General features: G+C 44.5%; 26 protein-coding genes. 24 read left to right on the top strand and 2 right to left on the bottom strand.

Annotated features, from left to right (window positions below; all coding sequences use genetic code 11):
• The first annotated feature begins 652 nt into the window (after nucleotides 1-652).
• From J7E26_RS06290 to J7E26_RS06235, 12 genes are all read left to right on the top strand, one after another.
• Nucleotides 653-1,873 carry an EAL domain-containing protein gene (locus J7E26_RS06290; protein ID WP_214799648.1) on the top strand — a complete coding sequence of 407 codons (1,221 nt, stop codon included), beginning with the start codon at nucleotides 653-655 and terminating at the stop codon, nucleotides 1,871-1,873.
• 446 nt (nucleotides 1,874-2,319) lie between these two features.
• Nucleotides 2,320-2,559: a YkuJ family protein gene (locus J7E26_RS06285; RefSeq protein WP_061522077.1), complete on the top strand. Its 240-nt coding sequence runs from the start codon at nucleotides 2,320-2,322 to the stop codon at nucleotides 2,557-2,559.
• 124 nt (nucleotides 2,560-2,683) lie between these two features.
• Nucleotides 2,684-3,202 (top strand): ribonuclease H-like YkuK family protein, encoded by a 519-nt coding sequence (locus J7E26_RS06280; RefSeq protein WP_214799646.1) that lies wholly within the window; start codon nucleotides 2,684-2,686, stop codon nucleotides 3,200-3,202.
• A 141-nt stretch (nucleotides 3,203-3,343) separates the two neighbouring features.
• Nucleotides 3,344-3,535: an antirepressor AbbA gene (abbA, locus tag J7E26_RS06275; RefSeq protein WP_214799644.1), complete on the top strand. Its 192-nt coding sequence runs from the start codon at nucleotides 3,344-3,346 to the stop codon at nucleotides 3,533-3,535.
• A 142-nt stretch (nucleotides 3,536-3,677) separates the two neighbouring features.
• Nucleotides 3,678-4,121 carry a cyclic-di-AMP-binding protein CbpB gene (gene cbpB, locus J7E26_RS06270; protein ID WP_061522074.1) on the top strand — a complete coding sequence of 148 codons (444 nt, stop codon included), beginning with the start codon at nucleotides 3,678-3,680 and terminating at the stop codon, nucleotides 4,119-4,121.
• A 139-nt stretch (nucleotides 4,122-4,260) separates the two neighbouring features.
• The gene (gene ccpC, locus J7E26_RS06265; RefSeq protein ID WP_214799642.1) at nucleotides 4,261-5,142 is read left to right on the top strand and encodes a transcriptional regulator CcpC; all 882 of its coding nucleotides are present in this window, start codon (nucleotides 4,261-4,263) and stop codon (nucleotides 5,140-5,142) included.
• A gap of 112 nt (nucleotides 5,143-5,254) precedes the next feature.
• Entirely contained in the window at nucleotides 5,255-5,728 is a 474-nt protein-coding gene (locus tag J7E26_RS06260; protein WP_214799640.1) for a flavodoxin, read from the top strand.
• The gene (locus J7E26_RS06255; protein ID WP_214799638.1) at nucleotides 5,718-6,611 is read left to right on the top strand and encodes a WD40/YVTN/BNR-like repeat-containing protein; all 894 of its coding nucleotides are present in this window, start codon (nucleotides 5,718-5,720) and stop codon (nucleotides 6,609-6,611) included. Before J7E26_RS06260 ends, J7E26_RS06255 begins: the two co-directional genes overlap by 11 nt.
• A gap of 26 nt (nucleotides 6,612-6,637) precedes the next feature.
• Nucleotides 6,638-7,093: a flavodoxin gene (locus J7E26_RS06250; protein ID WP_214799637.1), complete on the top strand. Its 456-nt coding sequence runs from the start codon at nucleotides 6,638-6,640 to the stop codon at nucleotides 7,091-7,093.
• Between the two features lie 81 nt (nucleotides 7,094-7,174).
• A complete protein-coding gene (gene dapD, locus J7E26_RS06245; RefSeq protein ID WP_214799635.1) occupies nucleotides 7,175-7,885 on the top strand; it encodes a 2,3,4,5-tetrahydropyridine-2,6-dicarboxylate N-acetyltransferase in 711 nt (236 codons plus the stop codon).
• 68 nt (nucleotides 7,886-7,953) lie between these two features.
• Complete coding sequence (locus tag J7E26_RS06240) at nucleotides 7,954-9,078, top strand: N-acetyldiaminopimelate deacetylase (protein ID WP_214799633.1); 1,125 nt, start codon at nucleotides 7,954-7,956, stop codon at nucleotides 9,076-9,078.
• Nucleotides 9,079-9,138: 60 nt separating this feature from the next.
• Nucleotides 9,139-9,384 carry a YkuS family protein gene (locus tag J7E26_RS06235; protein ID WP_214799631.1) on the top strand — a complete coding sequence of 82 codons (246 nt, stop codon included), beginning with the start codon at nucleotides 9,139-9,141 and terminating at the stop codon, nucleotides 9,382-9,384.
• 33 nt (nucleotides 9,385-9,417) lie between these two features.
• Here the strand turns inward: J7E26_RS06235 and J7E26_RS06230 are convergent, their stop codons facing one another.
• On the bottom strand, nucleotides 9,418-10,224 hold the full coding sequence (locus J7E26_RS06230; protein ID WP_214799629.1) for a mechanosensitive ion channel family protein: 807 nt from the start codon (nucleotides 10,222-10,224) through the stop codon (nucleotides 9,418-9,420).
• A gap of 251 nt (nucleotides 10,225-10,475) precedes the next feature.
• Between J7E26_RS06230 and ahpA the strand changes: the two genes are divergently transcribed.
• The 3 genes from ahpA (at nucleotide 10,476) to rok (ending at nucleotide 12,649) form a co-directional block, all read left to right on the top strand.
• A complete protein-coding gene (gene ahpA, locus J7E26_RS06225) occupies nucleotides 10,476-11,018 on the top strand; it encodes a biofilm-specific peroxidase AhpA (protein ID WP_061522065.1) in 543 nt (180 codons plus the stop codon).
• A gap of 84 nt (nucleotides 11,019-11,102) precedes the next feature.
• On the top strand, nucleotides 11,103-11,561 hold the full coding sequence (locus J7E26_RS06220; protein ID WP_214799627.1) for a TlpA family protein disulfide reductase: 459 nt from the start codon (nucleotides 11,103-11,105) through the stop codon (nucleotides 11,559-11,561).
• 491 nt (nucleotides 11,562-12,052) lie between these two features.
• The gene (gene rok / locus J7E26_RS06215; protein ID WP_214799625.1) at nucleotides 12,053-12,649 is read left to right on the top strand and encodes a transcriptional regulator Rok; all 597 of its coding nucleotides are present in this window, start codon (nucleotides 12,053-12,055) and stop codon (nucleotides 12,647-12,649) included.
• A gap of 24 nt (nucleotides 12,650-12,673) precedes the next feature.
• Here rok and J7E26_RS06210 read toward each other — a convergent pair whose 3' ends face one another.
• Nucleotides 12,674-13,666 carry a coiled-coil domain-containing protein gene (locus J7E26_RS06210; protein WP_214799623.1) on the bottom strand — a complete coding sequence of 331 codons (993 nt, stop codon included), beginning with the start codon at nucleotides 13,664-13,666 and terminating at the stop codon, nucleotides 12,674-12,676.
• A 143-nt stretch (nucleotides 13,667-13,809) separates the two neighbouring features.
• On the opposite strand from J7E26_RS06210, the gene mobA reads away from it, so the two are divergent.
• The 9 genes from mobA to yknW all read left to right on the top strand — a co-directional run bounded on the left by mobA (nucleotide 13,810) and on the right by yknW (nucleotide 22,622).
• Nucleotides 13,810-14,412: a molybdenum cofactor guanylyltransferase gene (mobA, locus tag J7E26_RS06205; protein ID WP_214799621.1), complete on the top strand. Its 603-nt coding sequence runs from the start codon at nucleotides 13,810-13,812 to the stop codon at nucleotides 14,410-14,412.
• A 52-nt stretch (nucleotides 14,413-14,464) separates the two neighbouring features.
• Entirely contained in the window at nucleotides 14,465-15,484 is a 1,020-nt protein-coding gene (locus J7E26_RS06200) for a MoeB/ThiF family adenylyltransferase (protein WP_214799620.1), read from the top strand.
• An 18-nt stretch (nucleotides 15,485-15,502) separates the two neighbouring features.
• The gene (locus tag J7E26_RS06195) at nucleotides 15,503-16,795 is read left to right on the top strand and encodes a molybdopterin molybdotransferase MoeA (protein WP_214799617.1); all 1,293 of its coding nucleotides are present in this window, start codon (nucleotides 15,503-15,505) and stop codon (nucleotides 16,793-16,795) included.
• On the top strand, nucleotides 16,756-17,277 hold the full coding sequence (gene mobB / locus J7E26_RS06190) for a molybdopterin-guanine dinucleotide biosynthesis protein B (RefSeq protein WP_214799615.1): 522 nt from the start codon (nucleotides 16,756-16,758) through the stop codon (nucleotides 17,275-17,277). The genes J7E26_RS06195 and mobB overlap by 40 nt, the downstream gene beginning before the upstream one ends.
• A complete protein-coding gene (locus tag J7E26_RS06185; protein ID WP_214799613.1) occupies nucleotides 17,278-17,751 on the top strand; it encodes a molybdenum cofactor biosynthesis protein MoaE in 474 nt (157 codons plus the stop codon).
• Nucleotides 17,744-17,977, top strand: a complete 234-nt coding sequence (moaD, locus tag J7E26_RS06180) for a molybdopterin converting factor subunit 1 (protein WP_214799612.1) — start codon at nucleotides 17,744-17,746, stop codon at nucleotides 17,975-17,977. Before J7E26_RS06185 ends, moaD begins: the two co-directional genes overlap by 8 nt.
• 205 nt (nucleotides 17,978-18,182) lie before the next feature.
• Nucleotides 18,183-19,940: an ABC transporter ATP-binding protein gene (locus tag J7E26_RS06175; protein WP_214799610.1), complete on the top strand. Its 1,758-nt coding sequence runs from the start codon at nucleotides 18,183-18,185 to the stop codon at nucleotides 19,938-19,940.
• An 8-nt stretch (nucleotides 19,941-19,948) separates the two neighbouring features.
• Complete coding sequence (locus J7E26_RS06170) at nucleotides 19,949-21,757, top strand: ABC transporter ATP-binding protein (protein WP_214799608.1); 1,809 nt, start codon at nucleotides 19,949-19,951, stop codon at nucleotides 21,755-21,757.
• A gap of 169 nt (nucleotides 21,758-21,926) precedes the next feature.
• Entirely contained in the window at nucleotides 21,927-22,622 is a 696-nt protein-coding gene (yknW, locus tag J7E26_RS06165; RefSeq protein WP_214799606.1) for a YknW family membrane protein, read from the top strand.
• Nucleotide 22,623 lies beyond the last annotated feature (1 nt).

The following is a 22,623-nucleotide window of genomic DNA, read 5'->3' as shown; positions in this document are numbered from 1 at the left end:
AGCCGAATAAAAAAATGCAGCAGGCGACAAATTTTTTTGCTCGCCTGTTTATAGTATTTTCTTTCAGGTATAGGAGTGTAGAGATGAAAAAATGTAAGATAATGCTCACATTGTTTTTGGGGGTTCTCTTTTTGCTTTGTAATGGACGGTATTTTGTATTTCATCTCCTGAATACTATCAAAATACGAAGTGTACAACTAATGATATAAAAAGATAAAAAGACTCGAAAAATGATTTCATATTGATTTTCCGAATGACGCAAAATTCACAAAGATTATAGAGCAGCAAACTGGACTTGGCGGCGACTCTTTGATTTCTTTATATTTAAATGCACCGAGCGAACATGTAAAACCTCTTTTAACCGGATATGCATTTTTGCCGATAAATTACAGAGACGGAACAAGTACTTAATATGGAGTGACTGTCTTTAAAAGTAATGAAGGAAAGACAGATAAAGGAACAACAGGAACTTATTATCTGTGACTGCCAATCTTTTATTTAGTTCATAAAAAATATAATGAACGTCGTCTAAATAAGTAATATCATTTCCGATATTACCTAATTCTGTACCTCAAAAGAATTATCCTGCCTTAAATTGATGTCAATAACCAATGTGGTATAATCAGACAAAGATAGAGAAGCAGGTGATAACATGTTGGACCCACTTGATATATTAACGAATATTGATGATGTCATTCCGTATTATCAAGCCATTTTCAGCGCTGAAGAGCAAAGAGTCGTAGGCTATGAGGTGCTGGGGCGTATTTCGGCAGATTCTGAGATAGAGAGTCTCGGGCCGTTTTTTTTAGATCCCGGCATTCCTGAGGAATATAAGCTGGAGGTCGATGACAAAATTATCCGGCAGGCGCTTGAGCGGTTTACAGATGCGGACCGTGACCTTTTAATCTTTATCAATCAGGATGCGAATGTTCTGATGCTTGATCACGGTGAAAGCTTTCTGGAGCTCTTGAAAGAATATGAAGCAAAGGGTATTGAACTGAACCGCTTCGTTTTGGAAATCACCGAGCACAATTTTGAGGGTGACATTGAACAGCTGTACCATATGCTTGCATACTATCGTACATACGGAATTAAAATCGCAGTAGACAATATAGGCAAGGAAAGCAGCAACCTGGACAGAATCGCGCTCCTTTCACCAGACCTTTTGAAAATTGATTTACAGGCGCTGAAAGTGTCCCAGCCATCACCGTCCTATGAGCATGTACTGTACAGCATTTCATTGCTGGCGAGAAAAATCGGCGCTGCACTGCTGTATGAAGATATAGAGGCTGATTTTCAGCTCCAATACGCCTGGAGAAACGGAGGCCGCTTCTTTCAGGGCTATTACCTGCAGGCGCCGACTGATCATTTCTTAGATCGAGATCTTTTAAAAGCGAGATTAAAAACAGAATTTCATCAGTTTATCACCCGGGAGAAAAAGAAGCTGGAGACGGTGTATGAGCACTCTGAGAAATTTTATAAGCGTGTGAATCAGGTTGTCTCAGATCTGATGAAAACCCATCAGGCGGATGATGAGTTTATTAAAAAATTAGCGGAAAAGCTGACAGACTGCTGCTTCAGGATTTATATGTGCGATGAAGAGGGCTATCAGCTGACGGGAAATGTGTTCAAGCAATCCGGTGAATGGATCTATCAGCCGGAATATATGGAGAAAAACTGGAGCTGGCGCCCGTATTTTTTAGAAAACATCATGCGGATGCGGAATTCGAGAAAAGGTTTTTTTAGTGATCTATACAGTGACATTGAAACGGGAGAGATGATCAGAACCTTTTCGTACCCGATGGATGACCATATGTATTTATTTATCGATCTGCCTTACTCTTATTTATATGAACAGGACGGATTACTTTAAAGCGGCTGCGGTATGCCGCTTTTTTTAATATCATTTGAAAAAAAATTTTAAAAAACGATTGACATTGATACTGATAATCATTATCATTTACTTATAGAGAGAAGTTACTCTCTGTTCCCCAACCCCTCTATCAGATCAAGATCCGAAAAAGCTTGGCGCTACCCCCGCCAAGTTTTTTTATGCTGTCTGCGCATAAAAAAGCCTGTTTTTTCATACATGTAACGATGACGGCTCAAAAGGTAAAAAAATCATTTTTAACGCGTATGCCATTCAAAAAAAAGCTTCAAACTATCAGAAAACAAGGTTTTCCCGTTTTTTTCTTTTCGTAAAATCCAGCGGGGAAATGCCATCCGGCCTTACTTTATGGTATGATGCTCTGTAGAACTTGTATTATAATAAATACTTGTTGATTTGAAGTTGTTTTTTGAAAGGAGTCTTTTTTTAGAATGTCACAATTAATGGGTATCATCACAAGGCTGCAAAGCCTGCAAGAAACGGCGGAAGCGGCAAGCGAGCCGATGCAGCGTTATTTTGAAGTTAACGGCGAAAAAATATGCAGTGTTAAATATTTCGAAAAGAATCAAACGTTTGAGCTTACGGTATTTCAAAAAGGTGAAAAACCAACGACATATCCGTTTGATAACATTGACATGATTTCTATTGAAATCTTCGAGCTCCTTCAGTAACTTTATTTGATTTTTCAGGCTGACCAAGCTTCCCGTCTTCCGCAAGCGGAGAGCTTATAAATAACGCAAAGGAATGTGCTTGTTTCATATTGGTTGTAAGATCTTTGAAGAGGAGTGTCTTTAAATGGCCGATTCTTTACTGTTTTATAATCTTTCAGAGGCACAAATGACCTTTCAAGATGTGATGGAACGGCTGAAAAGCTTTGTCAGAAGAGACCCCCGTTCAGCATATGTGCTGTCTGTAGGGACCGATTCACAAGCTTTCCGCGACCGCACGAAATTTATTACAGCGATACACTTGCACCGAACAGGAAAGGGAGCTTGGGGCTGTTTGAAAAATCATGAACTCGCCAGACCGATACATAGCCTTCGCGAAAAAATTTCGCTTGAAACCGCGTTCAGCCAAGAGACTGCCGCATATATCCTTGACGGCCACTTAATTGAAATTACGGATTTGCTTCTGCCGTTCACCGGAGAAGGAGCGGATCTCACATTTGAAGTGCATCTGGATATCGGAAAAAAAGGGCTGACAAAAGAGTTGATACAGGAAATGACCGGCAGGATTACCTCGATGGGCATTGAAGCGAAAATCAAGCCCGATTCCTACACAGCATTCAGTTATGCAAATCGTTATACAAAATAATATTTCATGCTGAGACCGTAAAATGTCGAATTATGCGGTTGACGATTTTTTTCTGTTTACTTATTCTAGCGGTAGAGCTGAAAGCAAATCTAATCTTGCTTTCAGAGGTATTCAGTAAAAAAATAGGGGGCCTGATTACGTATGAGTCTTATCGGTGAACGATTTACGGAAGAAGAACAAGATCTTCTGCTGAATATCCTGATCAATCATGAATATGCCATTGAGCTTTTGACCAGCGAAATCAACGACATAGAAGCAGGGACAAAAAGCGTTGATGGAACCACTTATAAAAAACTCGTAACGCTTTATGACCGTTTTCGAAACGAAAATTAATCAGTGACCTATAATTGATACTCGAATACAAAGAGTATCTTTTTTATTGACGGAAACTTTTCGACAAAAAATGATAATGTTTATATTATTGTAATATAGGGTATACATGTTTTGATGAAAAATGTAAAGGGGTCGAAGTGACATGATTAGCTTACAATCAGATCAGCTTCTTGAAGCAACAGTCGAACAATTTATGATCGAGGCGGATAAAGTCGCGCACGTACAGGTCGGAAACAACCTTGAGCATGCTCTTTTAGTGCTGACAAAAACCGGCTATACTGCTATCCCTGTCTTGGACGCTTCGTACCGTCTGCACGGCTTGATCGGGACAAACATGATTATGAACAGCATATTCGGACTGGAACGGATTGAGTTTGAAAAGCTGGACCAAATTACAGTTGAGGAAGTCATGCTGAAGGATATTCCGCGCCTTCACATAAATGATCCCATTATTAAAGGGTTCAGTATGGTCATTAATAACGGATTTGTTTGCGTTGAAAATGATGAAGGCGTATTTGAAGGCATTTTTACGAGAAGAGTCGTTTTAAAGCAATTAAGCAAGCATATCAGATCATTGAATAAGTAGGCTCGCAGCACCGGCCTATTTGTTCTTCGTATACCAAAAAAAGAAAGCGTATACATACGAGTGATGCTTGCCTCGGCAGCCTTTATTTTATTAGAATGGAAGATAAGAAATACGCAGGTGCATTGAAAAGGAGGACGACATGCAGCTTCAAGAGCTTCATATGCTCGTAGTTTTAGCTGAGGAATTAAACATGAGAAAGGCTGCCGAACGGTTATTCGTGTCACAGCCGGCTCTGTCCCAGCGATTGCAGACCATCGAAAAAGCCTGGGGAACAAAGATCTTTTTAAGATCTCAAAAAGGATTGACGGTAACGCCGGCAGGGGAAAAAATCATTCAATTTGCAAATGACGTCACGGATCGGCAAGAGAGAATAAGAGAAAATATTGATGAGCTTGAAGGGGAAATACACGGCACATTGAAGCTTGCCGTCGCCTCCATTATCGGTCAGCACTGGCTGCCGAAGGTCTTAAAAACATATGTGGAGCGGTACCCGAATGCCAAGGTCTCACTCATTACCGGCTGGAGCAGCGAAATGCTGAAGAGTTTGTATGAAGATCAGGTGCATATCGGCATAATCAGGGGAAATCCGGAGTGGAAAGGCCGAAAAGAATATTTAATGACCGATCATCTATATTTGGTCGATACTGAAATTTCCTGTATTGATGATATCGCCCATACCGATCGGCCGTTCATTCAGTTCAAAAGTGACAGTACATATTTTCAAGAAATTCAGCATTGGTGGCATCAAAAATTTAAAACCTCACCGAAGCAGACGATCCTCGTCGACCAGATCGAAACGTGCAAGCAGATGGCTCTGCACGGAATCGGTTATGCCATTCTGCCTTCCGTCACGCTTGAAGAGGAAGACAAAGTAAATAAAATGCCGCTTTTGGATGTAAAGGATCATCCGATAGGGCGTGATACATGGCTTCTCGGGTATGAGCCGGCATTTGAATTAAAACAGGTGCAGGCCTTTGTTTCTGTCGTGAAAGATATGCTGAAAGAGGAACGCCCATTTTAAGAAAGACAGCGCACATGCTGTCTTTTTTTATTTTTCATTGACAATGAAAATCATTATCATTTAAAGTATTGTATATGTTAATGAAAATCATTATCAATTACGGGGTGGTCATATGCAAAAAGCATTCATCATATACGCAAGCATGTCCGGGAATACAGAGGATATTGCCAATATCATAAAAGAAACACTGAAAGAGCACCAGATTGCAATTGACTGTGCTGACATGGATGAAGCTGATGCGGATTCCCTTATGTTATATGATTATGTCTTTATCGGGACATATACCTGGGGTGACGGCGATCTTCCTTATGAAGCGGAGGGTTTTTATGAGGATATTTCAAATCTCCAGCTCAATGGGCTGAGAACGGCTTGTTTCGGGTCCGGCGACCATGCTTATCCAAAGTTTTGCGAAGCTGTAACTCTCTTCAGCCATGTGCTGGAAGAGGCCGGAGCTGCTTTGTATCCGGAAACGCTGAAAATCGAGCTTGCGCCGGAGACGGCTGAAGATAAGGAATGCTGCAAGGAGTTTGTCCGCGGTTTCCTTGCCTGGGCCGCACACCACGGGGATCAATGCCATGTTTCATAAAGGCGCGACGGCGGTGATGGCCTCTGTGTCTTCAGGATATTTTGTCGCCATCAAAGGCGAGGGCATCTTTCATTTTTCTTTAGAAGACGGGTGGAAAAAGCTGTTTCAAATGAAAAACAACATTCATGTAATGACGTACATAGGGCCTTATATATTTGCCGCGGGAGAAAAAGGCGTTATTATCAGATCGGCCGACCAAGGAAAAACCTGGACGACATCCAGTTTTCCGACGAGCGCTGCGATATGGGCTGTTACGGGCCGCAGCGACGGGTTTGTTTGTGCGCACGGCAAGCATTGCCTTTATTTATCCGATGATTTCGGCGTCATTTGGCATGTGGCTAAACCTTTTTCACGATTGAAGGAGCCGCCCGTGATCCGGTCATTATGTTTACACGGGCAGACCCTTTATATCGGCACTCGAATCCATACAAACCACGGCGGCATTTGGGCCTTTGATTTGGTGAGCGGAAGCGTCCGGCACGTGAATCAGGAAAGTCACCGCATGACGGCATCAATGCTCATGTATCAGGAGGGCTGGCTGATTTCCGCCAAGGGTTCCATTAAGGGGAAACGAGGCGCGGTTACAGTACAAAATGTCTGGACGGGAGAGGAGCTTGCCATTTCACCTGGACCTGCCGGGCGGGAAAAATCATTTCTCGATGTCTCTGAGGATGAGGGCATTATTTATGTCACCTCTTCCCAAGATGAAGATGGATTTTCACGCATTTATCAGGCGGATCTCGCGGCGCGGGAATTAAAATGGTTTGATACCATCAAGGGCCACGGCTGGAGGGTTGCAAACCGAAAAGAGAACTTTTTTTGCGCGGGTCTGTATGAATGTAAATTTGTCAGGCCGTATGAGGCAGCGCAGCTCGCGCATTAATGTCAATATATAAAGGAGAGAAGAAGATGGGGAATATTTTGCTTGTTTATGCCACGATGTCAGGAAACACTGAAGCAATGGCCGATCTTATTGAAAAAGGGCTTCTTGAAGCTGAGGCATCCGTTGACAGATATGAAGCAATGGATATAGATGCTGAGCTTTTGAATGATTATGAGCACATTATTTTTGGAACATATACATGGGGGGACGGAGATCTTCCCGATGAATTAATGGATATTGCCGATGATATGGAAAACCTTCAATTTACGGGGAAAACGTTTGCTCTGTTCGGATCGGGAGACACGTCCTATGAATTTTTCTGCGGAGCGGTTGATGAATTGGAAAAGACGATTACGGCACGCGGCGGCCGGGTGGTGCTGCCGTCTGTCAAAATTGAAATGAACCCTGAAGGCAGTGAGGAAGAGGAATTAAAGGAATTCGGAAGACAATTTGCCGTTTTGTGCAGACAGCCGGCAGAATAAAGGCTTGTTCCTTTTTTTCTTGTCTTTGTATCCTTCCTTTGTTACAGTAATGAGGTAGAAAATCAGAGGAGGACATTACATATGAAAATGATGGACGCAAATGAAATTATTTCATTTATTCAAAATAGTACAAAATCAACGCCTGTTAAAGTTTACGTAAAAGGTGAACTGGAAGGCATCAATTTTGGCGCTTCAGCAAAAGCTTTCATCAACGGAAACACGGGTGTCGTTTTCGGTGAATGGAGCGAAATCAAAACAGCTCTCGAAGAAAACCAAAATAAAATCGAGGATTACGTGATAGAAAACGACCGCCGCAATTCTGCGATCCCTATGCTCGATCTTAAGGATGTAAAAGCACGCATTGAGCCGGGCGCAATTATCCGCGACCAAGTAGAAATCGGTGATAACGCAGTCATCATGATGGGCGCTTCTATCAATATCGGATCAGTGATCGGCGAAGGCACGATGATCGATATGAACGTTGTCCTCGGCGGACGCGCGACAGTCGGAAAGAACTGCCACATCGGAGCGGGTTCTGTATTAGCGGGAGTGATCGAGCCGCCAAGCGCTAAACCGGTTGTTGTTGAAGATGATGTCGTCATCGGCGCAAACGCAGTTGTGCTTGAAGGTGTAACAATCGGAAAAGGCGCGGTTGTCGCTGCTGGAGCAATCGTCGTAAATGACGTTGAGCCGTACACCGTTGTAGCGGGAACACCTGCGAAAAAAATCAAAGACATTGATGAAAAAACAAAAGGCAAAACAGAAATCAAACAGGAATTACGCCAACTGTAAGGAATGGTTTGATGGGAAGGGCGTGGATGACAATCCACGCCTTATTCGTATAGGCAGGAGGAATCAAAATGGAAAAAGAGCGGCTGATTGCCATCCGCAGAGACTTGCACCGCATTCCGGAGCTTGGCTTTCAGGAATATAAAACCCAGCAATATCTATTAAATATCCTAAAGCAATACCCTGAAGATAGAATTGAAATCGAAACATGGAGAACGGGGATTTTTGTAAAAATCAACGGGACGGCGCCGGAAAAAATGCTTGCCTACAGAGCGGATATGGACGCGCTTTCGATTGAAGAACAAACCGGGCTTCCGTTTGCGTCTGAGCATCCCGGCTTTATGCATGCGTGCGGACACGATATGCACATGACGATAGCGCTTGGCATTATTGATCATTTTGTCCATCATCCCGTTAAGCATGATCTTCTTTTCCTATTTCAGCCGGCGGAGGAAGGTCCGGGCGGGGCAGAACCGATGCTTGAAAGTGATGTCCTGAAAAAGTGGACGCCGGATCTTGTGACGGCTTTGCATATCGCGCCTGAACTGCCGGTCGGCACGATTTCCACGAAAAGCGGGCTGCTTTTCGCCAATACAAGTGAGCTTGTCATTGATCTGGAGGGCAAAGGCGGACATGCGGCGTATCCGCATACCGCAGATGACATGGTCGTAGCCGCAAGCACGCTTGTCACTCAGCTGCAGACAGTCATTTCCCGGAACACGGATCCGCTTGACAGCGCGGTGATTACTGTCGGGACGATTACCGGAGGAACAGCGCAAAACATCATTGCGGAAAACGCTCATCTGGAAGGAACGATCCGGACGCTTTCTGAGAAATCAATGCGCATGGTGAAAGAACGAATTGAAGAATTAGTCAAGGGGATTGAAATCGGATTCCGCTGTAAGGGAAAGGTCACATACCCATCTGTTTATCATCAAGTGTTTAATACAAGCGGCCTGACTGAAGAGTTTATGGAATTTGTGGCTGACCGTCAACTGGCAGAAGTGAAAGAAGCGAAAGAAGCCATGACCGGAGAAGATTTCGGGTATATGCTTAAAAAATATCCCGGCTTTATGTTTTGGCTCGGAGCTGATTCCTCCCACGGTCTGCACCATGCCAAGCTGAATCCCGATGAGGGCGCGATAGAAACCGCAGTAAAGGTTATGGTCGGATATTTTTCGGAATATGCCAATTAAATCCGAGAAGAAGAATAATCTAACAAAAAATGAGCATTCTACATAACGGAGGTGTTCGATATGACGAAAAAAATTGGAATTGAACAATCATTATCGGATGTAGAACAAGCTTTAAAGCAAAAAGGCTATGACGTTGTGATGATGAAGACTCCTGATGACGCTAAAGGCTGTGACTGCTGTGTCGTCACCGGGCTTGACAGCAATGTGCAAGGTATAGCCGATACTTCCACACAGGCATCTGTCATTACGGCTTCCGGGATGACGGCTGACGAAATCTGCAGCGAAGTAGAAAAGAAACTTCATTAAATTGAAAAAACCGAAGCATGGGCTTCGGTTTTTCTATTCATCTGAAGCGGCTGCCTTGTACCGGTCAAGCGCGATTTTCATTTCTCTTCGCAGGACGCGTTCGACCCGCCATTGCTCCATGTTTTCTGTTTTCGCGATAATTCTGATCACCATTTCGGATGCGCTTAAATCCTGCACGCCGATGACATCCGGCCCTTCTTTAATTTGCGGTAGCTCTGCGGCGGCTTTGTCACACGCTGCTTGAAGAATTTGAACCGTTTCATCGAGATTTTTTTCAAGCGGCACTTTAATATCGACAAGCGCCTGCATCGTGCCGCGGGAATGGTTGCTCACATTAATGATGCCTCGGTTGGGAATATAGTGGAGCGTGCCGTCAAAGCTGCGGATTTGTGTTGTGCGAAGCCCGACCTGCTCGACGATACCGTTGAAGCCGGCAGCCGTAATGTAATCACCGACGTCGATTTGTTTTTCTAATAGGATGAAAAATCCGGTGACGATGTCACTGACAAGCCCTTGGGCGCCAAAGCCGATCGCAAGCCCTACCACGCCTGCTCCGGCAATGAGGGCGCTCGGATTGTAATGAAATAAATCCAATATCATCACGATAAAAATGAAAATCAGTATGTATGCATACACATTCAGCGCCAGGCTTTGCAGGGTATAGGTGCGACCTGTCGAAAGGTTGTTTTGTTTCTCAAATTTCGCAAACAGATGTTTGATCAGTTTGCTGCCGAGCGCCCGAAAAATAAAATAGGCTAAAATAATGAGGGCCAGTTTTATGACGAATATTCCGGCAGCAGTCAGCAGTCCGGCCCAATCATAGTGTTTCAAATCAATCATAGAGATGTCTTCCTTTCCGGTCATATTGCAGATAAAGCTAAAAGTTTGTTTCCCTGCTCAAGAACATGTTAAACTTTTTATAGCGATTGCGATAGAGTTATTTACATTTATTATTTGTTAATATTGACTAAAAAAACCGATTCCTTTATAATTATTTTTGTGAAGATATTAACTAAATGAGAATATTTATTCTCTTTTCTCATTTTAACATGGCTATTCAGCCAAATCATATACTTTGGAGGGAATTACATATGGCAGAACGTATGGTAGGAAAACAAGCTCCTCGTTTTGAAATGGAAGCTGTTCTTGCAAATAAGGAATTTGGCAAAGTCAGTCTTGAAGAAAATATGAAAAACGACAAATGGACAGTGCTTTTCTTCTATCCGATGGATTTCACTTTTGTATGCCCGACTGAAATTACAGCAATGTCAGACCGTTATGACGAGTTCGAAGACCTTGATGCAGAAGTTATCGGCGTATCAACTGATACAATCCACACTCACTTGGCTTGGATTAATACTGACCGCAAAGAAAACGGTCTTGGCGAGCTGAAATACGCGCTTGCTGCTGACACTAACCACGAAGTATCCCGTGAGTACGGTGTGTTAATTGAAGAAGAGGGTGTAGCGCTTCGCGGATTGTTCATCATCAATCCTGAAGGCGAACTTCAATATCAAACAGTATTCCACAACAACATCGGCCGTGACGTTGATGAAACATTACGTGTTCTTCAAGCTCTCCAAACAGGCGGACTTTGCCCGGCTAACTGGAAGCCAGGCCAAAAAACACTTTAATTCGTTCGCTTGAGCGGAGAAGATAAAAAGGTCTAACTACTGTTAGGCCTTTTTCATACTTATCAATATTGGAGGGAAAAAGAGATGAAATTACGTCAGCCAATGCCTGAATTGACAGGCGCTAAAGCTTGGTTTAACGGAGAAGTCACAAAAGAGCAGCTGATCGGAGAAAAACCGACATTAATTCACTTCTGGTCTGTCAGCTGTCATTTATGTAAAGAAGCAATGCCGCAGGTGAACGAGTTCCGCGATAAATATAAAGATAAGCTGAACGTTGTTGCCGTTCATATGCCTCGTTCCGAAGACGATCTTGATCTTGACAAAATCAAAGAGGTAGCGGCTGAGCATGATATTACGCAGCCGATTTATGTAGACAGTGATCATGCGCTGACAGAGGCGTTTGAAAATGAATATGTGCCTGCTTATTACGTATTTGATAAAACGGGCCAGCTCCGCCATTTCCAAGCGGGAGGCAGCGGGATGAAGATGCTTGAAAAACGCGTCAACCGTGTTCTTGCGGAAACAGAGCAGGCTTCTGAATAAAGTGAGGACAGATTGGCTGCCGGGATGTTCCTGTCAGCCTTTTGTCTCGTTTTTTAAAAACCCTTCCCGTATCGGCAGAAAGGGTTTTTTGTGTGCTATTTGGATATAAATTCCCAAATAGCACACTTGCGAAATATGTTAATAATTGTATGGTGATTTCTTCGCCAAGAGAGAAAAATAGCTGAATACAGGCATCGTTCCTCGTTTTTCTCCTTTTTTGTTTTTCGGCTTACATAGTCGAAAATTGTAGATAATTTCATTAAAGAAGTGATTTTAAGTTATATTTTGAATTTGTTGAAAAAAATGGAATGTTGTCCAAAATCCCCTATAGAATAAAGGGTTTTTGTATAAAAAGTCTCATTTTCAGAAAATAAGCACTTTTTCATAGAGTAAATAAAATAGTAAAATGATAAAATAATAGTTGATAAAATTACTTTTGTAATCTAATATCTTAAATAAAGCGTTTAAATTTTTGACAGGGGGTTTTACACATGTTTAGTGAAAGAGAAGCGCTGCGCTTACGTTTAGAACAATTGAATGAAGCTGAGGTTAAAGTCATTCGTGAATATCAAATAGAACGTGATAAAATATATGCAAAACTGAGAGAATTGGACAATACGGGAAGCCTGTCTGATACAAAAAAAGATTATCGCCCGGAGAAGAAAAGCGAGTCTCTTCCGGTGCTTGCAGAGCTTGCGGCACAGGAAATGAGAAGCTATCAAAAACCGCAAACACAGCCTCAATCCGTTCAGCCGCAAATACAGTCTATTTCATCTCTTCCCGCCGGCATTCCTGACGGTTCTACAAGAAGAAGAAGAGGAACGGCAAGACCCGGATCAAAAGCAGCGAAACTGCGCGAAGCAGCTATTAAAACATTGAAACGCCACAACGCAGCCATTAAAAGTTCTGAGCTGCAAAAGGAAATTGAAAAGGAAAGCGGCCTTGAAATTCCTAATATGACAACATTTATGCAAAGCTTAATTAAAATGTACCCGGAAGTAAAAAAACCATACCGCGGCCAGTATATTCTCGAAGGTGAAATTGCTCCGGAAACGTCTGAATCAGTTACTGACACGTCTGCTGAATAGAAAAACAGTAAAAAACTGCTTGCGTTACTCAAGCAGTTTTTTTGCGTTGTCACGTTTACTCTCAGCTGATTTTGTGTCTTTTCCGTTCTTTTTTTCGAGCTTTACGACCCATTTTTGGAAAGGTTTTTCTTCAGCTGCCCGTTCCTTGATCGCGTCCAGTTTTTCATCCAGCGACTCATCACGCCGCTCTGATTCTGCAAGCTGTTTTTGCAGGGAGAAGACTTGCTCCGTGACGGCTTCAAGCAGATGCTCTGTATGTTCGGAATTCGCGGAAATTGTGTGAAGTTCTGCCGCCGGTTCTTTCGTTTCCGCCGTGCGGCTGTCAATATCAGCAAAATGGCTGGCAATCCAAGCATCACTTTCATCAAGCTGCCTTTTATACGATAAAATGGTTTCTTGAAATAGTTTTTCTTTTGTTTTTTCTATTTCTACAAGCCGTTCTTTTGTTTCTATTATTCGTTCTCTCATATGATTAATTTCTATTTTGATATTTTTCAGCTGGTATTCTTTTTCTGTGATTTGTTTTTGCAGCCGGGTTTTTTCCTCCGCAGCGGCGTCAAAAAGCTGTTTTGTTTCCTGATGAGACGTCTGTTCAGCTTGTATGGCGGTTTCAAGTAATCGGATTCGGGTATGTAAGTTTTTATTTTCTTCTTCGAATTTTACGTTTGTCAGATGAAGACGGTGTTTTTCTTCAATTTCTCTTTTTCGCTGGAACGTTTCTTGCTGAAGCAGTTCTTGAAGGGTGACAATTTTATCAAGCAGCTCGGCTCTGACCTCCTGAAAAGCCCGGCTCGAGTTGTTTGACTGTTTTTGCTGTGCCGTCATTTCTTCTAACTCGGATGAAAGTTTTTGAAGCTGTTCCTTAATGTTGGCGTTTTCTTGGAGAAGTTTATTGTTTTTTTGATGAAAATAGCTTTCTTCAAACTCTGAAATTAATTTTTGGCATCTGGCCAGTTCTGATTTTAAGTAAAGGTTCTCTTGAGAAGTGTCGTGGAAAAACGGACCTGATATTTTCATAAGAACCATCTCCCTCATGATGTTAACACTACAATATGGGAAATAAAGAACGGCTATTCCTCTTAAATAAACAGACAAGCACCGGAACATTGTGTTTCGTATGAGGCGTTTGCTATCCTTTTATACAGAATAGGAGAGATGACATGAAACGGGTGAATGTATTATTGGCAGGCGGAGCTTCCCGCCGATTCGGCGAGCCGAAAGCATTTGCAAAATGGAGAGGCGAAATGTTTTATGAACGGGCGAAAAACGCATTTGGCAGCGGAGAATCGGTTATTATCTGCCGTCCTGAACATATAGAAAGATTTACATCACACAAAGAGAAATATGTTTTTCCGGATGTACAGCCTTTTCGGGGAATGGGTCCCTTGGCCGGCATATATACGGCGATGGAACAGATGGAAGGCGAGTCATATACGGTGATATCCTGCGATACGCCGCTTGTTTCAAGGAGGACCGTGGCTTCACTGGAAATGAGGATGACCGGCGGAGCGGACGCTGTTATTCCGATTTGCGGAAAAAGAGAGCAGCCGCTGATCGCGGTATATCATAAACGGGTCAAAAACCTGCTTTTTGATCAGCTTACACATAACCAGCTGCGGATGGCGGATGCGCTGCGGCAGCTGTCGGTCTGTTACGTGCAGGCTGAAGAGATCGGCGCCGCGCCGGAGGAGTTTGTAAATATTAATACTCAGGATGACTACCTCAGACTTTTGGCTCATATGGAGTCTTCGAATCAGGACTAAGCGGGAAGAAACATGATATGATGGAAATAAAAAAGGCAAGGGGACAATACAGATGGAAGAGCGCTATTCACGGCAGACGAGATTTAAGCCGATAGGGGAAGAAGGACAGAAGGCACTGGCTGACAGCAGCGTGCTGATCGTCGGAGCCGGCGCCCTCGGAACAGCCGGCGCGGAAGGCCTTGCGAGAGCCGGAATAGGCCGCATGGCGATTATAGACCGGGACTATGTGGAATGGAGCAATTTACAAAGACAGCAGCTGTATACGGAAGAAGACGCGAGACAGCGCATGCCGAAAGCGATGGCGGCAAAATCGCGTCTTTTGGCGATCAACAGTGAAATACATATAGATGCCTATGTGGCGGAAGGTACGGCTGAAACCCTTCAGCCCCTTATAGAAGCGGCTGATTGCGTAGTGGACGCGACTGATAATTTTGAAACGAGAATGCTGATAAATGATCTTGCGCAAAAAACGAAGACGCCTTGGATTTACGGGGCCTGTGTCAGCAGCCAAGGGATGTATATGACGATTATTCCGGGAGTTACGCCGTGTTTGTCATGCCTGTTTGAGCAAATACCAGTGGGCGGGGCGACATGTGATACGGCCGGCATTATTCCTCCTGCGGTTCATATCGTCTCTGCATATCAGCAGGCTGAGGCGCTTAAACTGCTGACAGGTAATGTGAAAACAGTCAATCGGCGCTTTGCCACCTTTGATGTGTGGAATAACAGCAATATGAGCATAAATGTAGATCATATCAAGCGGGATCATTGTCCGTCCTGCGGCCTGGAGCCCGAGTATCCGTATTTGCAGCCTGAAAACAGGCCGAAAGCAAGCGTGTTATGCGGAAGAGACACTGTTCAAATCAGATCGGATGCTTTAAAACGGCTGCCGAAACAAGAGCTTGTAAAACGGCTGAAGCTGATCGGGAAAGTCGAAGCGAATGAATTTCTGCTGCACATATCGTATGAGCGTTTCAGAATCGTCATTTTTCAAGACGGCCGTGCGCTGATTCACGGTACAAATGACATAACAGAAGCAAATTCAGTTTTGGCAAGAGTGATTGGGCTGTAACAACAGGAGGGGATCTATATGCTGGAAAAAAGAACACCGATACAGGTAGATGAGGCGGTTCGCCGTGTAAGTCAATATAAAAAACAAGGGGAAACAGAATGGGTGGGGCTGGAGGACAGCCTTCACCGCTATTTGGCGGAGGACGTTAAAGCCGACCATGATGTGCCTGCCTTTGATCGTTCTCCATATGACGGGTTTGCCATCAGGGCTCGCGATACAAAGGCGGCTTCGCGGGAAAATGAAGTCAAGTTTGCGGTGATTGACCATATCGGAGCCGGCGCCGTATCAGAAAAAGAGCTTGGCCCGTATGAAGCGGTCCGCATTATGACCGGAGCGCAGATCCCAAAAGGCGCGGATGCCGTCGTCATGCTTGAGCTGACCAAAACGTTTTCGGAAAACGGCACGGTTTACATGTCAGTGAAACGCCCGTTTCATGAGGGTGATAATATCTCCCGTCAAGGAGAAGATGCGCAAAAGGGCAGCTCCCTATTAAAAAAAGGAACGAAAATTACGCCAGGAGTGACCGCACTGTTAGCAACCTTCGGCTATGCGTCCGTTCCGGTTGTCAGAAAACCCGTTGTCGGCATTATCGCCACCGGAACGGAGCTGCTCCATGTCAGCGACCCGCTTGAGCCGGGTAAAATCCGCAACAGCAACGCGGCAATGGTATATGCCCAGGTCATTGAAGCGGGGGCGGTCCCTCTTGATTTAGGCAAAATCTCCGACGATTTTGAAGACAGCTACGCTGCGGTGAAGGAAGCAATGAAAAAAGTTGACTTTCTGATCACTACAGGCGGCGTGTCTGTCGGTGATTTTGATTTTCTTCCTGACATTTATGAAAAACTCGGCGCGGAGGTTTTATTTAATAAAGTTGCAATGCGGCCGGGGAGCGTCACAACCGTAGCCCGGGCAAATGACATGCTGCTGTTCGGCCTTTCAGGCAATCCGTCCGCATGTTATGTCGGCTTTACGCTGTTTGTAAAGCCGATGATCCAGACATGGCTCCTTAATGAAAAGCCTCACTCAGGATGGGCTGAGGCCGTGCTGACAAATGATTTTCCGAAGCCGAATCCGTTTACAAGATTTGTTCGGGCGTTCGTTTATCACGAGGGTGGCAAGATGATGGCGTCACCGGTCGGTTTGGACAAATCAAGCTCCGTAACGTCCCTTGCAGAGGCGAATGCGTTCATTATTTTACCGGGCGGCACGAGGGGACATGAAGCGGGCCGGACGGTTTATGCGCTCCTTATCCGCGATGAGAATGGAAGTGAATGGCCGTGGTCAATTCTTTCCCGATCCTCCAGGTCGTAGGCTTTCAAAACAGCGGAAAAACGACGTTTATCGAACGGGTGCTGGCGTCTGCTCCGAAGGAATTAAAAGTGGGCTGTTTAAAACATCACGGCCATGGCGGCGAGCCCGATCCGTTTTCTGAAGGGAAAGATTCGGAGCGCTTATTGGCGGCTGGAGCCGATATTACGGCAGTTGAGGGTGCTGGCGTCTTGCAGCTCACGGTGCGCAGGAAATGGGACCTCACGCGTCTGATCGGCCTGTACGGTTTTCTTGGGACGGACTGTCTGCTTATTGAGGGGTTTAAGCGTGAACCGTATCCGAAAATCGTGATGATTAAAAATAAAGAAGAATGGCAAAAGCTGCGGCAATTAGAGCGCGTAATCGCCGTTGTCTGCAGAAATATGGAGCTTGCAGCGGCACAGCCGGGATTGCCTGTGTTTCATGCGGATGATCCGGCTGCCGTTACGTTTGTGCTTTCACAGCTGAAGGGGGAATCTGCATAAATGAACCGTTTTCAAATCACAACAGAACCTATCATTACAGAAGATATCGTAAAAAAAGTTGAAAAACGTGAAGCCGGCGCAATCACCACGTTTATCGGCACGGTGAGAGAGTGGACGGCCGGCCGCCGGACTGTGAGGCTTGAATATGAAGCCTATGAGCCGATGGCTGTTCAAATGCTAGCTCAAATCGGCGCGGAAATCAGCGCGAAATGGGAGGGGGCAGAGACGGCGATCACCCACCGGGTCGGCGTCCTCGATATCGGCGAGGCGGCAGTCGTCATTGCGGTCTCCTCACCGCACAGAAAGGCCGCATACGAGGCGAATGAATACGCGATTGAACGTATTAAACAGATCGTGCCGATTTGGAAAAAAGAAATATGGGAAGACGGTGAAGAATGGATAGGCGACCAGCTTGAAACGACTGCTTATCCAAACGGAAAACCGGATTTCGAAAAAGGAGATAGCCATGATTAAAGTTCTTTTATTCGCAGGACTTGCCGAGCAGGCCGGAACATCTGTCATAGAGCTTGACGAGAAGCAGGCTGCAATTTCGGAAATTAAAACGCTGTTAAAAGAGCAATACGCCCTTCACGCAATTGACAATGCGATGATAGCGGTAAATGAAACGTACGTAAAAGAAAACATCATATTATCGACTGGCGATACAATCGCCTTTATCCCTCCGGTAAGCGGAGGATGAGAAAAACCGGATGAGCATGACTGCCATCCGGTTTTTTTATTTGCATATCTTCTGATTGCATCAGCATACAATGATGTTTTGTAAGGTTCTTACGGGCGCCGGTTGGAGAAAAGATACATCTTCTGACTGATTTTTGGGAAAATTATGGAATTTAAATGATGGGACGGATATAGTAAAAACAATCATATCGGAAAGGTGCATGCCCATGAATACATTTAAAAGATTAAAACATTATTATTGGCCGTTCAAAAACATATTTATATGGTCGATTCTTGCGATGCTCATTACAATTGCCATTACCGTTGTCTATCCTGTCATCTTGCAAATTACAATTGACGACATCGTGCTGGGCGGTCAATTCCAGCTTGCTGCATGGATCGGTCTCGGGTTTATCGGAGTCATGCTCATAAAAGGAGCCGCTACGTTTTTTCATCAATATTTAGGTGACATGTTCGGTATTCGATCGGTTTATCAGCTAAGAAACGGACTGTACGGCAAGCTGCAAAGGCTGTCTTTTTCTTATTATGATAACGCCAAAACGGGGGACTTAATGTCCCGTCTTACTGCGGACGTCGAAGGCCTCCGTTTTTTCTTATCATACGGCCTCGCTGAATTCATTCGTTTTATTCTGCTCGTCTCGGTCAGTTTAAGCGTCATGTGTTACTACTCAGTTTCCCTCACCATCGTGACAATCGCTGTTCTGCCATTTTTAGCCGCCGCAGTATACAGGTTTGATAAAAAAGTCCATCCTGCCTTCAGAAGCGTCAGAACATCATTCGCAAGCCTCAACACGAAAGTTCAAGAAAATATCAGCGGTATTCATACCGTGAAATCGCTGTCCAGAGAAGACTTTCAAACCAGCGGATTTAATAAAGCGAATCAGGAATACCGCTCGACCTTTCTAAAGACATCCTCGATCTGGTCAGCTTACTTTCCGTTAATGGAGCTGATCGGTAACATTTCTATCGTGGCACTTCTTTCTTACGGAGGCTATCTTGTTATGCAAAACCAGCTCAATCCCGGTGAACTGGTGGCGTTTTTCAGTCTTGTCAATTATATGATGTGGCCGATTATGAACTTGGGCTTTGTCATTAATATGTTCTCCCAAGCGAAAGCATCAAGCGAACGATTGTTAGACATTTTGGATCAACAAGAAGAAATGAAAGATCACCCCGGTGCGGCAGTCATTGAGGGTGTGAAAGGCGCTGTTCAATTCAGCGGCGTGTCATTTAGCTACGGAACGGAATCCAAACAAGCGCTCAGCAGCGTCAGTTTTGAAGCTGGACGCGGGAAGGTTATCGGATTGCTGGGGCCGACCGGCTCAGGTAAAAGCACAATTACTCAGCTTTTAAGCCGGTTTTACGAACCGTCAGGCGGAATGATTTTCTTGGATGGCAAGCCGCTTTCTGAGTTCTCTTTACAGTCATTGCGTTCCCGAATCGGTGTCGTGTTTCAAGAATCGTTTCTGTTTTCTTCGACGATAAGATCGAATATTTCATATGGAAATCCAGAAGCCGCAATGGAGGATGTCATTGAGGCGGCTAAAAAAGCCCAGGCCCATGACTTTGTTATGGAGCTTCCTGACGGGTATGACACCGTGCTTGGGGAAAGGGGGCTGGGCTTGTCAGGCGGCCAAAAACAGCGGATCGCCATTGCAAGGGCCATCTGCTTACAGCCTGACATTTTATTGCTGGATGATGCGACAAGCGCTGTGGATATGGAAACAGAGCAAAACATACAGGAGGGGTTAAAAGAGGTAATGAAAAATCGCATTACGTTTATCATCGCGCACCGAATCTCATCATTAAAGCATGCAGATGAAATTCTGGTTTTACAGGACGGAGCCGTAACAGAAAGAGGCACTCATGAAGAGCTTCTTGGGAAGTCCGGCTATTACAAAAAAATCCATGATATTCAGTACAAAGATCTGGAAGCGGTGCAAATGCCGCATCGGGTCGGATAGGGGGCCGCATGGACGGGACGAAAAAACAAACCGTGATGAAACGTTTTTATTACACATCTGATGAAATCATCGAAAAGCCTTTTAATTGGGGGCAAATGTGGCGGCTTCTGAGCTATGTGAAACCGTACAGAAAACATTTGCTGCCGCTTTCGTTTTTAACGGTGTTTATCGGAACGGCAGTCCGGCTGATCGTTCCGGTTCTCATCGGAGTTTATGTGCTGGACAAAGCAATTACCGACAGAAATACCGGGCTGCTTGTTCAGCTGATCTTTGTCATCGGCGGGTTATATGTACTTAATTACGCTTCGAATATGTTAAGAATCCGCTGGATGAACCGGCTTGGCCAGCATGTCATTTACGATCTGAGAAAGCATTTGTTTACACATGTCCAGCGTTTGTCTCATCGCTTCTTTGACCAAAGATCGGCGGGTTCGATCTTAGTCAGAATTATGAATGATATTAATTCTCTGCAGGATTTATTTACGAGCGGCGTTATTAATCTATTAACTGACTTGCTGCTTCTTTTGGGTATTTTTGTTATTTTGCTCACGTTAAGCCCGCAGCTGACAGTGGCCATTATGATTACGCTGCCGATTATGTTTTTTATTTCGACAAGCTTACGGAAACGCATCCGCCGTTCATGGCAGACAGTCCGTCTGAAGCAATCAAAGCTGAATTCTCATTTGAATGAAAGCATCCAAGGCATCCGGGTTACACAAGCGTTTACGCAGGAAAACGAAAATATGGCATACTTTGACGGCATAAATCAGGAAAATTACCGTTCATGGCAGGAAGCAACGAAAAAAAACGCCATTTTCAGGCCGCTCGTTGATTTGACCAATGCGGTCGGAACCGCTGTTTTGATCTGGTACGGAGCTGCATTGATGATGAACGGAGCGATTACGATAGGTGTTTTTGTTTCATTTGCGTTTTACCTGGGAATGTTTTGGGAGCCGATTTCAAGACTGGGCCAAGTGTATAATCAGCTGTTAATCGGAATGGCGTCGTCAGAACGGATATTTGAGTTTTTAGATGAGAAGCCGAATGTGAAAGAAAAACAAAATGCAGTCCGCCTTCCGCATATGAAGGGAGATATTCAATTTCATCAAGTTGAATTTTCATATGATCAAAAACGCAAGGCGCTTTCTGACGTCTCTTTCGCTGTCCCGGCGGGAACGACTCTTGCTCTAGTAGGACATACGGGCAGCGGCAAAACGACGATTGCGAATTTAATCAGCCGATTTTACGATGCGACGGGAGGGACGGTTGCGATAGACGGAATACCGATTGCAGACCTGTCACTTTCCGATTTGCGTGCAAAAATCAGTATCGTGCTTCAGGAGACATTTATCTTCTCGGGAACGATCATGGAAAACATCAGATTCGGAAGGCCGGAAGCTTCTGATCAAGAAGTCATAGAGGCGGCAAAAGCCGTCGGCGCGGATGAATTTATATCAAATCTCGCGAAGGGGTATAACACCGAGGTAGAAGAGCGGGGCAATGTTTTATCTGCCGGACAGCGTCAGCTCATTTCCTTTGCGAGAGCTCTTCTTTGCGACCCTTCCATATTAATACTGGATGAAGCGACCGCAAGCATTGACACCGAAACCGAGGTGAAGATCCAGCATGCGCTGCGGACGCTTTTAAAGGACCGGACAGCGGTCATGATCGCCCATAGGCTGTCTACAATCCGTGATGCCGACCGGATTATCGTCCTTGATCACGGTAAAAAGATCGAGGAAGGAAATCATGCCGAGCTAATGAAGCATAACGGTATATACGCGGGACTCGTTAAAGCGCAGTACAGCATATCATGACAGTAAAAAATGCCTTCCCTCAGCGGAGGCATTTTTACTTAATAATGGAACGAAAACGAACTGGATTTATGTTACAATTTAGCATAAATGCGTATGCGGTGAAAAAATGAAACTTCTCCAAGCCTCATGCGTAACTATAAACTGAATATACATAGGAGGGATCAGCAAAATGGAACCAAATGTTGAAAAAAGCAATACCGCAGTAACGGAAAAGCCGTCTCTCTTCGGCGTGATCACAAGTCCCGTTGTTCAATTTAAAAGATTAAGAGAAAAGCCGATCATAGGCATTCCGCTCTTCATTGTCATTGTTCTCATTGCAGTCGGCTATATGTTACAGGGACTGGGGATGAATTATGATGAAATTCTGAAAAGCTCGTCACTTGAGGGATTGACGGATGAACAGATAGAAATGACCAAATCCATTACGAAATACGGTACGATTTTCGGCGGCATCTTTGGCGGCATTCTCGCGCTGTTTATCGTTCCGTTAATTTATTGGCTGTGCGTGAAAATCTCAGGCGGTGTCACGACCTACAAAAAAATGCTCTCTCTCGGTCTATTCACGGCCTTTATTTCAAACATCGGCTTAGTCATTAACGGCCTTGTTATCTATTTCACTGATGCAAACTCAATTTACAGTGTCACGTCTTTGGCAAGTATCATACCCGCAGGCAAGTCAGCGGCGGTCTTTTTAAGCTCGATCGAAATCTTCAGCATCTGGAGCTATATTCTGCTTGCTGCAGGTCTGCATCATACAGGCGGCATTTCTAAAAAAGCGGCCTGGATTTCAGCAATCGTTTTGTTTGTTATCATGCTCTTGTTCTCGCTTCTCGGAGGACTGGTAAATTCAGTGGCAGGTGCGTAAC

It is taken from the genome of Bacillus sp. ISL-51, assembly GCF_018613535.1.
Taxonomy (GTDB): Bacteria; Bacillota; Bacilli; order Bacillales; family Bacillaceae; genus Bacillus.
The sequence above is the reverse complement of the archived record's forward strand: the minus strand, read 5'-3'. Positions and strand labels throughout refer to the sequence as shown.